Annotated in this window: 11 protein-coding genes; 2 read left to right on the top strand and 9 right to left on the bottom strand. The window is 69.2% G+C overall.

The window, feature by feature from the left end:
* Positions 1 to 720 precede the first annotated feature (720 nt).
* Complete coding sequence (gene tyrS / locus E3O44_RS00325; RefSeq protein WP_241975932.1) at positions 721 to 2022, bottom strand: tyrosine--tRNA ligase; 1302 nt, start codon at positions 2020 to 2022, stop codon at positions 721 to 723.
* Positions 2023 to 2187: 165 nt separating this feature from the next.
* Between tyrS and E3O44_RS00330 the strand changes: the two genes are divergently transcribed.
* Positions 2188 to 2913, top strand: coding sequence for a DNA-binding protein (locus tag E3O44_RS00330; protein WP_134531700.1), 726 nt, complete (start codon positions 2188 to 2190; stop codon positions 2911 to 2913).
* A complete protein-coding gene (locus E3O44_RS00335) occupies positions 2910 to 3506 on the top strand; it encodes a hypothetical protein (RefSeq protein WP_134531701.1) in 597 nt (198 codons plus the stop codon). Before E3O44_RS00330 ends, E3O44_RS00335 begins: the two co-directional genes overlap by 4 nt.
* A 379-nt stretch (positions 3507 to 3885) precedes the next feature.
* On the opposite strand, the gene E3O44_RS00340 is transcribed toward E3O44_RS00335, so the two are convergent.
* The 8 genes from E3O44_RS00340 to argC all read right to left on the bottom strand — a co-directional run bounded on the left by E3O44_RS00340 (position 3886) and on the right by argC (position 12936).
* Positions 3886 to 4509 (bottom strand): DNA-3-methyladenine glycosylase, encoded by a 624-nt coding sequence (locus E3O44_RS00340; protein ID WP_134531702.1) that lies wholly within the window; start codon positions 4507 to 4509, stop codon positions 3886 to 3888.
* 217 nt (positions 4510 to 4726) lie between these two features.
* Positions 4727 to 6163 carry an argininosuccinate lyase gene (gene argH / locus E3O44_RS00345; RefSeq protein ID WP_134531703.1) on the bottom strand — a complete coding sequence of 479 codons (1437 nt, stop codon included), beginning with the start codon at positions 6161 to 6163 and terminating at the stop codon, positions 4727 to 4729.
* A 10-nt stretch (positions 6164 to 6173) separates the two neighbouring features.
* The gene (locus tag E3O44_RS00350; protein WP_134531704.1) at positions 6174 to 7373 is read right to left on the bottom strand and encodes an argininosuccinate synthase; all 1200 of its coding nucleotides are present in this window, start codon (positions 7371 to 7373) and stop codon (positions 6174 to 6176) included.
* 33 nt (positions 7374 to 7406) lie between these two features.
* Positions 7407 to 8339, bottom strand: a complete 933-nt coding sequence (gene argF, locus E3O44_RS00355; protein WP_134531705.1) for an ornithine carbamoyltransferase — start codon at positions 8337 to 8339, stop codon at positions 7407 to 7409.
* Between the two features lie 35 nt (positions 8340 to 8374).
* Entirely contained in the window at positions 8375 to 9637 is a 1263-nt protein-coding gene (locus E3O44_RS00360; protein WP_134531706.1) for an acetylornithine transaminase, read from the bottom strand.
* Positions 9638 to 9683: 46 nt separating this feature from the next.
* Complete coding sequence (gene argB / locus E3O44_RS00365) at positions 9684 to 10589, bottom strand: acetylglutamate kinase (protein ID WP_134531719.1); 906 nt, start codon at positions 10587 to 10589, stop codon at positions 9684 to 9686.
* Positions 10590 to 10720: 131 nt separating this feature from the next.
* Positions 10721 to 11893, bottom strand: coding sequence for a bifunctional glutamate N-acetyltransferase/amino-acid acetyltransferase ArgJ (argJ, locus tag E3O44_RS00370; RefSeq protein WP_134531707.1), 1173 nt, complete (start codon positions 11891 to 11893; stop codon positions 10721 to 10723).
* A complete protein-coding gene (gene argC, locus E3O44_RS00375) occupies positions 11890 to 12936 on the bottom strand; it encodes an N-acetyl-gamma-glutamyl-phosphate reductase (RefSeq protein ID WP_134531708.1) in 1047 nt (348 codons plus the stop codon). The genes argJ and argC overlap by 4 nt, the downstream gene beginning before the upstream one ends.
* Positions 12937 to 13126: the final 190 nt, after the last annotated feature.

The following is a 13126-nucleotide window of genomic DNA, read 5'->3' on the forward strand; positions in this document are numbered from 1 at the left end:
CCGCCGGAATGGGCGGACCAACCACAAGTTTGAAACTGACAGAACAAATCATTACTGACTTGCTTTGTTGTTATAAATGTTTTCCAAAGGAATCTCTTGGCCCTTCACCGCTAGAAACGGATCCAAACCACGAGGTTTTTGGCATTTGACATTGTGCACGCTGTTGAGTTCTCAAGGATCGGACGCACCCGGCTTCAGGCCACACCGTAACCGGCTTAGTGGCTGTCGCTCCGAGGCAACTTGTCTAACCTAACCTCCCCCGCAGTCCCTGTCAAATCGGCCAGAACCCGGTCTCAGACACGAAAAACGCGTCCGAAATAGGATTCTTACCAACCCGATGAAACATGCGGAAGGAAGACTTTCAAGCCTACGCCTGACACCCTCGAATCACAGAAACAAGAGTAAGAAAAACGTAAAACTTCGGTCCCACGTGAGGCCGGAAAGCACTGCGGCTTTTCCGCACCTTTGGGGTACGTGAAGACATTACGTGCCCCCGCCCACCCCGTCAAAACCCATGCACCCCCGGGCGTGTCACCACCCCCGCAACGCCCGCGCCCAGCATCCGCCCACCCCCGCCCACACCCCGCCAACACCCCGCCAACACCCCGCGAGAGTACACTTTTGGCCCCTAAAACGGAGTCTTAAGGGCCAAAAGTCCGCTCTCGCGGAACAGTACACCGCGGGTCGGGGACCCACGGGGCGGGGACGGGCGGGGCGGGGCTACTGGACGAAGATGCCGGCGAGGGTTTTCTTGCCGCGGCGGAGCACGGCGACCCCACCGGGGAGCACGGCTCCCTCGATGGTCTGGTCATCACTGAGGACCTTGACGTTGTTCAGGTACACCCCGCCCTGGTTGATCGCGCGGCGGGCCTCGCTCAGGCTCGTCGTGAGTCCGGTGTCCACGAGCAACTGCATCACCGGCGCGCGGGGAGCGGTCGTCGTGTTGGGGAGTTCACGCAGGGCTGCCTCGAGGGTCGCCTCGTCGAGGTCGGCGAGGTCACCCTGGCCGAAGAGAGCCTGCGCGGCGTGGATGGCAGCATCCGTCGCCGCCCTCCCGTGCACGAGGCTCGTTACCGAGACGGCGAGGGTGCGCTGGGCGAGCCGCTTGAACGGTTCGGTCGCGACCGATTCCTCGAGCCCTTCGATCTCGGCGCGCGTCAGGAACGTGAAGATCTTGAGGCGCAGGATCACATCGGCATCGTCGGTGTTGAGCCAGAACTGGTAGAAGGCGTAAGGGCTTGTCAGGGTGGGGTCGAGCCAGACGGCGTTGCCCTCGCTCTTACCGAACTTGGTGCCGTCGCTGTTCGTGATCAGCGGGGTGCCGATCGCGTGCACGCTCGCGCCCTCCGCCTTTCGGATCAGGTCGGTCCCACTCGTGAGGTTGCCCCACTGGTCACTGCCCCCGGTCTGCAGCACGCAGCCGTGCGCGCGGAAGAGTTCGAGGAAGTCGAGGCCCTGGAGCACCTGGTAGCTGAACTCGGTGTAGCTGATGCCGGCGTCGGAGTTGAGCCGGGCGCTCACGGCATCCTTCTTGAGCATCGTGCCGACCCGGAAGTACTTGCCGATGTCGCGCAGGAAGTCGATCGCGCTGAGCGGACCGGTCCAGTCGAGGTTGTTCACGAGGGTGACGGGGTTGTCGCCCTCGGCGCTCAGGAAGCGCGAAACCTGCGCCTGCAGGTAACCGACCCAAGTGCTCACGGTGTCCTTGGTGTTCAGCACTCGTTCCGCGGTGGGCCGTGGGTCACCGATCAGGCCGGTGGACCCGCCGACGAGGCCGAGCGGCCGGTGGCCGGCGAGCTGCAGTCGGCGCATCAGCAGGAGCTGGACGAGGTTGCCGAGATGCAGGCTCGGCGCGGTCGGGTCGAATCCGCAATAGAAGGTGATCGGCTCCCCCGCGAGCAGTGTGCGCAACTCGGTCTCGTCGGTGGATACCTGCACAAGGCCGCGCCAGGAGATCTCCTCCCAGACATTCTCGAAGGTGACGTCGTTGGACTGCTGCTTGAGGATCGCTGGATCTGACACGCAGCCCAGATTACCAGCGCGGCAGTGCCGGGCCGGGAGGACAGGCCTGAACCTTCATCGTAAAGAATTAAGTCTGCACCATGAATAGGAACCTATTTAGTGTGTAGGCTTACTTTATGCGCGCGACTCCGCACGCTGCACACCAACCGGCCGGGAGGCGCGCTCATGTTCGTGATCACCGCAGACCAGATCGACAGCCGCCACGACCGGGACCGGGCCGGCGAGATGATCGCCCGCCTCGCCGCCGACTTCGGCCCCGCCTTCGTGCTGCCCCCCGACCAGACCTCTGGAGACGAGATCCAGGTACTGCTCACCGACGCGGCGGCCGCGCTCGACGTCGTGTTCGCCCTGCACCGGTCCGGGCACTGGAGCATCGGCCTGGGCATCGGCCCGGTCAGGGAGCCGCTCCCCCACGCCACCCGCCAGGCCTCCGGCGCGGCATTCATCGCCGCGCGGGCCGCCGTGACCCGCGCAAAGAAAGCGGATGCCCGCTTCGCCCTCGACGCGGACGGCTCCGGGGCCACGGTCGCCGGGGCATCCGCCGGCCGGTCGCAGCCCGGCGCGCCTGCGGGTCGCACGCGCGAAGTGCCGGCACTCACCCCGTCGGGGAGCGGCCCGCTCCTGGCCGGCGCCGAGGTCGAGGCCCTCATCGCGACCGTGCTCCTGCTCCGCCAGCGCCGCTCGCCGGAGGGCTGGGCGGCGGTCGACCTGCTGCGCGACGGCCTGAGCCAGGTCGAGATCGCCGGCCGGCTCGGGATCACGCCCGCGGCGGTGAGCCAGCGGATCAAGTCCGCGCTCTGGAGGGTCGAAGAGGCCGCGCACCCCGCACTGGTTAGGCTCATGGAAGACCTCGAGCAGACTTCGACAGAAACGGACACCGCCGGATCATGATCCAGTCCTTCCAGATCCTCGCCACGCTGTACTGGCTGTTGCTGTTGCTCGTGACCATCGGCTCGCTTGTCTGCGCCGTGATTGCATTCCGGTGGCGAAAACAGAGCTTCGCGATCATCTCGGCGGGCGCCCTCGCCGGCGCGCTCCTGATCGCGGCGGCCCCCGCGCCCGGCGGCAGCGACACCTTCGGCGTCATGCTCGGCCTGATCGCGCTCGCCCTCGCCGTGGTCGGCGGCGGCCCGATGGCCCTGCTCGCGCTCGACTTCGCCACTCACGATTCCGCGCGGCCCGGCCAGCACGGCGGAATCCTCGTCGACGACGGCACGACTCCGGTAGCCCCCGGCGTGACCGGCGCCGTGCACGAGGTGCTCCGCGGCGGCCTGATGATCGGCATCCTCGAACGGCTCGCCGTTGCAGGCGCGATCCTCGCCGGGTTCCCCGAGGCGATCGCGGTCGTCGTCGCCATCAAGGGCGTCGGCCGGTTCACCGAACTCACCGAAGCCGAAACCCGTGAGCGTTTCATCATCGGCACCTTCGCGAGCCTGATCTGGGCGTGCGCGTGCGCCGCCCTCGTCAAGATCGCGACCAGCTAGGCCCCCGCTCCCATCGCTCGCGCCTCACCCGCACCGGCACGCCCTGCAGCTGTCGGGGTCGGCCCGGGCATCCGTGGCTAACTCAGGAGAATCGTCCGGCTCGCGAAAATCAGCCGCACTCGTCCGCGGGCCGGCGACTGCCCGGTGGGCTGATCTCCTGAATTCGACACCGGGAGAACGCGCGACCGGCCGTGTGTGCAGGCAGAATTCCTGAGCCAGTCCCCGCGAGCCGGCATGACCGCCCAGGGCGTGGCTAACTCAGGAGAATCTTCGGGCTCGCGAGCACCGGCCGCACTGGTCCGCAGGCCGACGACCGCCCGGCGGCTAGATTTCCTGAGTTAGCCCCCTCGGGGCGCGTGACCGCCGTGGGGCGGGCGAGTCAGGGCCGGACCGGGCCGGGGCCGGGCAGCGCGAGCTGCGGATGCCGCCGGTAGGGCGAGACGGTCGGGTCGCCCGGGATCCAGAATCGCCAGGGGAATTCCGCTCCCCCGCCGGGACCGCTGACACCGGTGCGCGGCCCGGTATGTACTGCCGGCACCGGAACGGCGGGCAGGGTCAGCTCGAACGGCGGGACGGCGAGATCGGCACCGTCGTCGTCGAGCCCGATTCCGAGGGCGATCGTGAGTCGAGCCGGTCCCCGCGCCAGGTCGGTGTCGGTCTTCGAGGTCGTGCGGCGCGACCGGGCTTCGGCCAGTCCGTCGACGATTTCGCCGCCGCGGAGCAGGAGCGCTGACGCGGAGCCCTCCGGGGAACAGACGATGTTGGCGCAGACGTGCATTCCATAGCTGAAATACGCGTAGAGGTGCCCGGGCGGGCCGTACATGGTCGAGTTACGCCGGGTGCGACCGCGGAAGGCGTGCGAGCCCGGGTCGGTTCCGTCGCCGAGGTACGCCTCGACCTCGGTGATCCGCAGCGCGACCCCGCCGCGGCGGAGCACAGCGCCGAGGAGAAGCGGCGCGAGTCCGACCGACGGCCGCGCGAGCAGGTCCGCTTCGAGGCTCACCGGCTGTGCCCATCTCGATGCGGTTCCCGGTCGAGGCTCACCGGCGGCACCCAACACGACGCCGGTCCCGGTCGAGGCTCACCGGTAGCGCCCAACACGACGCCGGTCTCCGTCGAGGCTCACCGGCTGTGCCCATCACGATGCCGTTCCCGGTCGAGGGTCACCGGCGGCGCCCGTCACGACGCGGGTCCCGGTTGACGCCCACGGGGATTGCCCGCTAGAGCTCGAGTGCCGACGCGAGCACGCGGACCCGGGCGACGAGCACGGCCCGCTGCTCGGCGACGCGAACCGGGGCGGTGCCGCCCTGGCCGTCGCGACCCTCGACCGACCCGTGGATGCTCAGAACGCTGCGCACCTCGGGGGTCAGGTGCGGCGAGATCGCGAGGAGCGCGGCGTCGTCCACCTCGTGCAGTTCGAGTTCGTTCTGCTCGGCGTACTTGACGAGCAACCCGGTGATCTCGTGCGCGTCGCGGAACGACACCCGCTGCTTCACGAGCCATTCGGCGACATCCGTGGCCAGGGAGTAGCCCGCGGGGGCGAGTTCCGCCATCCGCTCGGTGTGGAAGGTCAGGGTCGCGATCATACCGGCGAAGGCGGGCAGGAGCACCTCGAGGGTGTCGATCGAGTCGAAGACGGGTTCCTTGTCCTCCTGCAGGTCGCGGTTGTACGCGAGCGGAAGGCCCTTGAGGGTCGTGAGCAGGCCGGTGAGGTTGCCGATCATGCGACCGGACTTGCCCCGGGCGAGTTCGGCGATGTCGGGGTTCTTCTTCTGCGGCATGATCGAGGACCCGGTGGAGTACGAGTCGTCGAGGGTGACGAAACCGAACTCGCGGGTGTTCCAGAGGATGATCTCCTCGGCGAGGCGGGAAATGTCGATGCCGATCTGCGCGGTGATGTATGCGAACTCGGCGACGAGGTCGCGGCTCGCGGTGCCGTCGATCGAGTTCTCGACCACGTGGCCGAAGCCGAGGTCGGTCGCGACGAGCCGGGCGTCGAGGCCGAGGGTGTTCCCGGCGAGGGCGCCGGAGCCGTACGGCGAGTAGTCGGCGCGCTTGCCCCAGTCGGTGAAGCGTTCGAGGTCGCGCACGAGCGGCCAGCAGTGCGCGAAGAGGTGGTGCGCCAGTAGGACCGGCTGGGCATGCTGCAGGTGGGTGCGCCCGGGCATGATCGCGGTCTCGTTGGCCTCCGCCTGGGCGGCGAGGGCGTCGATCACCGTGATCAGGTGCGCGGAGATGCTCGCTGCCTTGTCGCGGAGCAGCATTCGGATCAGGGTGGCGACCTGGTCGTTCCGGCTGCGGCCGGCGCGGAGCTTGCCGCCGAGCGGGGCGCCGACGATGTCGATCAGGCCGCGTTCGAGCGCGGAGTGCACGTCCTCGTCGCTCTCGGCAGGCTGGAAGCTCCCGTCGGCAATGGCGGCGTCGAGCGTGTCGAGCCCGGCGATCATAGCGGCGAGTTCTTCGGCGCTCAGGTAGCCCGCGGCGGCCAGGGCGCGGGCGTGAGCCCGGGAGCCCCGGATGTCGTAGGGCGCGAGCGGCCAGTCGAACTGGGTCGACTTGCTCAACCGGGCGAGCTCGGGGCTCGGTCCCCCGGCGAAGCGGCCACCCCAGAGGGCGCCCGCTTCACCGGCGCGGTTGACCGGAGAATCACCTGTCATGCTCCGGACCCTACTTGCCGGCCAGGTCGCGGCGTGCGGAGATCTTGCTCGGCAGCGACCACAACTCGATGAACCCCTTGGCCATGGACTGGTCGAAGGTGTCGCCGGTGTCGTAGGTGGCGAGGTTGAAGTCGTAGAGGCTCTGCGGGCTCGTGCGGCCGGTGACGACCGCGCTGCCGGCGTGCAGCTTCAGGCGGATGTCGCCGGTCACGTACTTCTGCGTCTCGTCGATGAACACGTCGAGGGCACGCTTGAGGCCGGAGAACCAGAGCCCGTCGTAGACGAGTTCGGCCCACTTGGCTTCGACGCCGCGCTTGTAGCGGGCGAGGTCGCGCTCGATCGTCATGTTCTCGAGCTCTTCGTGCGCGGCGATGAGGGCGATGCCGGCGGGGGCCTCGTAGACCTCGCGGCTCTTGATGCCGACGAGACGGTCCTCGACCATGTCGATCCGGCCGACGCCCTGGTCTCCGGCGAGCTTGTTCATGATCTCGATGGCCTGCAGCGGGGTGACCGGCTTGCCGTCGATCGCCACGGGCACGCCCTGGTCGAAGCGGATGACGACCTCGGTCGCGTCGCGCGTGACCGTCGGGTCCTGGGTGTACGTGTAAAGGTCTTCGATCGGGGCGTTCCACGGGTCTTCGAGGAAGCCGGTCTCGACCGCGCGGCCGTAGACGTTCTGGTCGATCGAGTACGGGCTCTTCGCGGACTGCTTGATCGGCAGGTTGTGCTCGGCGGCGTAGATGATGGCCTTGTCGCGGGTCAGCGCGAAGTCACGGACCGGGGCGAGGGAGATCAGGTCGGGAGCGAGCGCGGCGACGGCGGCCTCGAACCGGACCTGGTCGTTGCCCTTGCCGGTGCACCCGTGGGCGACGCTGTCGGCGCCGAGGGCCTTCGCGGTCGAGGCGAGGTACTTGGCGATCAGCGGGCGGCTGAGCGCGGAGACGAGCGGGTAACGCTTCTGGTACAGCGCGTTGGCCTTGAGGGCCGGGACGATGTAGTCGTTGGCGAATTCGTCCTTCGCGTCGACGACGATGGCCTCGACCGCGCCGCAGTCGAGCGCACGCTGGCGGATGGCTTCCATGTCTTCGCCGTCCTGTCCGACGTCGATGGCGAGGGCTACGACCTCCTTGCCGGTCGCATCCTTCAGCCAGCCAATGCCGACCGAGGTATCCAGTCCACCGGAATATGCGAGCACAACACGTTCAGCCATGGTTCTCCCTCTAAATATCTACTAAGTCTCAGTTTACGGGTTGGTGTTGTGGCCGAGCAGCCAGACCAGCAGCGCCTTCTGCGCGTGCAGGCGGTTCTCGGCCTCATCCCAGATGATGCTCTGCGGGCCGTCGATGACATCCGCGGTGACCTCGTAGCCGCGGTCGGCGGGGAGGCAGTGCATGAACAGCGCATCGGGCTTGGCCCGGGCGAGCAGCGCGCTGTCGACGCGGTATGAGCCGAGCGAGGCGACGCGTGCGGCCTTCTCCTCCTCGAAACCCATCGACACCCAGGTGTCCGTGACGACGACGTCGACACCGGTGACCGCTTCCGCGGGGTCGGTGTAGAGCGCGATCGAGCCGCCGGTCGTCGCGGCGATCGCCTCGGCATCCGCCAGTACCTGCGGCTGCGGCGTGTAGCCGGCCGGGGAGGCGATGCGAATGTGCATGCCCGCCGTCGCGCCGGCGAGGAGGTACGAGTGGGCCATGTTGCAGGCGCCGTCGCCGAGGAAGGTGAGGGTGAGGCCGGCGAGCTCGCCGCGGTGTTCGCGGATGGTGAGCAGGTCGGCGAGGAGCTGGCACGGGTGGAAGTCGTCGGAGAGCGCGTTGACGACGGGCACGGTGGTGCCGAGGGACATCTCCTCGAGGCCGGCCTGGCCGTAGGTGCGCCAGACGATCGCGGCGACCTGGCGTTCGAGCACGCGGGCGGTGTCGGCGGCCGTCTCCTTGCCGCCGAGCTGGCTGTTGGCCGTGCTGATGATCAGCGGGCTGCCGCCGAGGTCGGCGATGCCGACGGCGAAGGACACCCGGGTGCGGGTGGATGACTTGTCGAAGATCACGGCGACGGTCTGGGGGCCGGCGAGGGGCTTCGCCTGGAACCTGTCGCGCTTGAGCACCAGGGCCAGGTCGAGGATCTCGGCTTGTTCGGCCGGGGAGATGTCGTCGTCGCGCAGGAAATGGCGGGTCACGGGGTCACTTTCGCTGGAATGGGGGATTCTTCAGCCTAGAGGCTGGCCAGGGCGAGCCCGAATCGGCGCCCGAATTCGGCCAGTTCGGTGTCGCCGACGATGAGCGGCGGCGCGAGCCGGAGGGTGGACTCGTTGGCGGCGTTGACGATGAGCCCGGCGTCGAGGGCCGCGTCGGCGAGCTTCAGGGCGACGGGCTCGGCCAGGCCGATGCCGAGGAGCAGGCCGCGGCCGCGGACCTCGAGGATGTGCGGGGAGTCGAATCCGAGGATCAGCTCGCGAAGCTGCTCGCCGCGCCGGGCGGCATTGGCAACGAGGCCGTCCCGCTCGATGATGCCGAGCACGGTGTTCGCGGTCGTGGTCGCGAGCGGGTTTCCGCCGAAGGTCGAGCCGTGCTGGCCGCGCTGGAAGAGCTCGGAGGCCGCACCGAAGGTGACGAGGGCGCCGATCGGCACGCCGCCGCCGATGCCCTTCGCGATCGAGATCGCATCGGGCAGGATGCCGTCGTGCTGGTACGCGAACCAGTCTCCGGTGCGTCCGGCACCGGTCTGCACCTCGTCGAGGATGAGCAGCACCCCGTGCCGGGTGCAGAGTTCGCGGGCACGTCGCAGGAAGCCGTCCGGCAGGTCAATGACGCCGGCCTCCCCCTGCACGGGCTCGAGGAAGAGGGCGGCGACGGTGTCGTCGATCGCGGTCTCGAGGGCCTCGAAGGTCGCGTGTATGTGCTCGACGCCGCCGGGAACCGGCAGGAACGGCGCCCGCATCGCGGGCTTGCCGGACAGGGCGAGCGCGCCCATGGTGCGGCCGTGGAAGGACTCGTGCAACGAGAGGATGCGGGTACGCGGCCGGGCGGGATCGCTCCCGATGTTGAGGCGGGCGAGTTTGAACGCGGCCTCGTTGGCCTCGGCGCCCGAGTTGCAGAAGTACACCCGGCCGGCCGGCCCGGCGCCGGTGATGCGCTTGAGCCGTTCGGCGAGTTCGATCTGGGACGGAGACGCGAAGTAGTTGGAGATGTGCGCGAGGGTACCGACCTGGGCGGAGACGGCGGCGACCATCTCGGGGTGGGCGTGCCCGAGGGAGTTGACGGCGATGCCCGCGAGGAAGTCGAGGTATTCGGTGCCGTTCTCGTCCCAGACGTAGCAGCCGGCGCCGCGGACGAGCATCGCGCGCGGCGGCGCGAAGGTGAGCATCATCGCCGCGGTGTATCGGTCCCGCCAGCCCGCGCTGCGTGCCGCGAGCGTGGCCGCGTCTGTCGTGCCCGCGTAGGTTGCCGGTGAGTCGGTGATCGTTTCGCCTGTCATTCTCAAATCCGTTGTGTCGATGTTGTGGTGCGGTGTGGTGCGGGCTTTACTTGGCCCGGGGTACGACTTCGGTGCCGATGCCGCTTCCGGTGAAGACCTCGAGCAGGATCGAGTGCGGCACGCGGCCGTCGATGATGGCCGCCTTGGCGACGCCGCCGTCGACGGCGTCGAGGCAGGCGGTCATCTTGGGGATCATCCCGGATTCGAGGTCTGGCAGCAGGGCACGCAGTTCCGGAACCTCGATGATCGAGACGAGGGAGTCCCGGTTCGGCCAGTCGCTGTAGAGACCGGCGACATCGGTGAGGATCACGAGCTTCTCTGCCCCGAGCGCAATGGCCAGGGCCGCGGCGGCGGCGTCGGCGTTGATGTTCAGGGACTGGCCAGGGACATCCGTGTCGGGGGCGATCGAGGAGATCACCGGGATGCGGCCGGCGTCGAGCTGCGCGTGCACGGCCTCGGGGTCGACGCCGATCACGTCGCCGACGAGGCCGAGGTCGACCTCGACGCCGTCGATCACGGTGCCGCGGCGGCGGCCCTGGAAGAGGCCGGCGTCCTCGCCGGACAGGCCGGCCGCGAGCGGGCCGTGCTCGTTGATGTGGCTGACGAGTTCGCGGTTGATCTGGCCGGTGAGCACCATCCGCACGACGTCCATCGCCTCGGGGGTCGTCACGCGGTAGCCGCCGCGGAACTCGCTCTCGATGCCGAGGCGTTCGAGCATGGCCGAGATCTGCGGGCCGCCGCCGTGCACGACGACGGGGCGGAGGCCGGCGTAGCGGAGGTAGACCATGTCCTCGGCGAAGCTGCGCTGCAAGGCCTCGCTGACCATGGCATTGCCGCCGAACTTGACGACGATGATCTTGTCGTGGAAGTGCTTGAGCCAGGGCAGTGACTCGATCAGGGTCTCGGCCTTGACCGCGGCCTCGGCCCGGGTGTTCGTCTCGTTCTCGGTCACGACCGGGTTGCGGTCGTCGGCGGACGGGTCCGCTGGGTCGGTGTCCGCGTGCGTGCCTGCGCCCGCGTGCGTTCCCGAACCGGTGTCCGCGAGCGGATGCCGGTGCGAGCCCTTGCCGTGCGTGTGCCGGGTCAACTCGAGTACGCGCTGTTCTCTTCGACGTAGGCGTGCGTGAGGTCGTTGGTCCAGATCGTCGCTTCCGCGTCCCCCGCGTGCAGGGTAATCAGCACCGTGACGGACCGGGGGGTGAGGTCGACGAGTTCGCGGGGCTGGTCCGGCTCCCCCGCCGTGCACACCTGCACCCCGTTGATCGTGACGTCGATGTTGTACGGGTCGAAGGCGGCATCCGTCGTGCCGACGGCGGCGAGCACGCGGCCCCAGTTCGGGTCGTTGCCGAAGATGGCGGTCTTGAACAGGTTGCTGCGGGAGACCGCGCGGGCGACGGTGACGGCGTCGGCTTCGGTCTCGGCGGCGCGCACCGTGATGGCGACGTCGTGGGCGCTGCCCTCGGCGTCGGCCTGGAGCTGCAGGGTCAGGTCCTGGCAGATCGCGGTGAGTGCCGCGGCGAATTCGGCTTCGTCCGGTGCGATGCCGCTCGCGCCGGAGCCGAGCAGGCTGACCGTGTCGTTGGTCGACATGCAGCCGTCGGAGTCGAGGCGGTCGAAGGTGATCCGGGTGGCCGTCCGGAGTGCGGTGTCGAGCTGCGCGGAGTCGAGGACGGCATCGGTCGTGATCACGACGAGCATCGTCGCAAGTCCCGGTGCGAGCATGCCGGCGCCCTTGGCCATGCCGCCGATCGACCAGCCGGCCGGCGCGGTCACGGCGGACTGCTTCGGGGTGGTGTCGGTCGTCATGATGGCCCGGGCCGCGGAGAGGCCGGCCTCTGCGGAGGTGGAGTCGTCCTTCTGCAGGGCGAGGGTGGCGCCCCAGATGCCGGCGGTGATCTTGTCCAGGTCGAGCTGTTCGCCGATCAGGCCGGTGGAGCAGACGATGACCTCGCCGGCCGAGACGCCGAGGCGGTCGCCGACGGCCTCCGCGGTCGCGTGGGTGGTCTGGAAGCCGATGCTGCCGGTGTAGCAGTTCGCGCCTCCGGAGTTGAGCACGATCGCGCGGACGCTGCCGCCGCGCATGACCTGCTGGCTCCAGATCACCGGGTTCGCCTTGCAGCGGTTGCTCGTGAACACGGTTGCGGCGCTCGAGAGCGGGCCGAGGTTCTGCACCACGGCGAGGTCGAGTCCGCCGGAGTGCTTGAGGCCGGCGGTGACGCCGGCTGCCGAGAATCCGGCGGGGGTTGTGACGCTCACGGCGCGACTCCATTCATGCTGAGGCCCAGGGTCTCGGGCAGCCCGAGGGCCAGGTTTGCGGATTGGATCGCGGCACCGGCGGTGCCCTTGGCGAGGTTGTCGACGGCGGTCACCGTGACGACGCGGCCGGCGGCCTCGTCGACGGCGAGGCCGATGAGTGCCGTGTTGGCGCCGAGCACGTCGCTCGTGCGGGGGAAGTGCCCGGCCGGGAGCAGGTGCACGAACGGTTCGTCGGTGTATGCGCTCTCCCAGGCCGCGCGCACGGCGGCCGCGGAGGTGCCGGGCACGAGGCGCGCCGTCGCCGTCGCGAGGATGCCGCGGGACATCGGCACGATCACGGGCGTGAAGGAGATGGTCGGGTTCACGGCCCCCGCCCAGCGCAGGCTCTGCTGGATTTCGGGGATGTGCCGGTGGGTGCCGCCGACCGCGTACGGGTTGGCGGAGCCGAGCACCTCCGCGGCGAGGTTCGGGACCTTGAGGCTCTTGCCCGCACCCGAGGGTCCGACGGCGAGCACGGCGACGAGGTCGGCGGCCTCGATCACGCCGGCGTGGATCCCGGGCGCGAGCGCCAGGGCGACCGTGCTGGCGTTGCAGCCGGGCGCGGCGATCCGCCGGGCGCCGATCAGGCGGGAGCGCTGCTTGCCGCCGCCGGGGATCGGCAGTTCGGGAACGCCGTAGGCCCAGGAGCCGAAGTAGTCGCCGCCGTAGAACGCGGCCCAGTCGCCGGCGTCTTCGAGCCGGTGGTCCGCGCCGCAGTCGATCACGAGCGTGTCGGGCGACAGCTCAGCGCTCAGGGCACCGGATGCGCCGTGCGGCAGGGCGAGGAAGACGACGTCGTGCCCGGCGAGGTTCGCGGCACTCGTGTCCCCGAGAGTGAGGTGCGCGAGGCTGCGGAGGTGCGGTTGCACGTCGATCAGTCGCTGGCCCGCATTGCTGTGCGCGGTCACCGTGCGCACCTCGAATTCGGGGTGTCCGGCGAGCATTCGCAGCAATTCTCCGCCCGCGTAGCCGCTCGCGCCTGCAATTGCTACCGAAAAAGCCATGTGACAAACCTATCGCGCCACCCCGCGCCCCCGGGAATCCGGGCAGAATCGGGCCGGTTCCCGCCGGCATCCGCCCCCGGGCACCGAGACGCGCGCCGGCCGCGCACGCAAGAAAGTTGCGCGGCACCTCTGCCGCTTCGCGCCACCTCCGCCCGATCGCGCGCCAGTTTCGCCGTTACGCGCCACCTCT

Source organism: Cryobacterium algoricola (assembly GCF_004402485.1).
GTDB classification, from domain to species: Bacteria; Actinomycetota; Actinomycetes; order Actinomycetales; family Microbacteriaceae; genus Cryobacterium; species Cryobacterium algoricola.

Excerpts from the sequence above, each read along its gene's own strand:
- E3O44_RS00335 (WP_134531701.1), top strand. The coding sequence starts at position 2,910 with ATGATCCAGTCCTTCCAGATCCTCGCCACGCTGTACTGGCTGTTGCTG.
- argC (WP_134531708.1), bottom strand. The coding sequence starts at position 12,936 with ATGGCTTTTTCGGTAGCAATTGCAGGCGCGAGCGGCTACGCGGGCGGA.
- argH (WP_134531703.1), bottom strand. The coding sequence starts at position 6,163 with ATGACAGGTGATTCTCCGGTCAACCGCGCCGGTGAAGCGGGCGCCCTC.
- E3O44_RS00330 (WP_134531700.1), top strand. The coding sequence starts at position 2,188 with ATGTTCGTGATCACCGCAGACCAGATCGACAGCCGCCACGACCGGGAC.
- E3O44_RS00350 (WP_134531704.1), bottom strand. The coding sequence starts at position 7,373 with ATGGCTGAACGTGTTGTGCTCGCATATTCCGGTGGACTGGATACCTCG.
- E3O44_RS00360 (WP_134531706.1), bottom strand. The coding sequence starts at position 9,637 with ATGACAGGCGAAACGATCACCGACTCACCGGCAACCTACGCGGGCACG.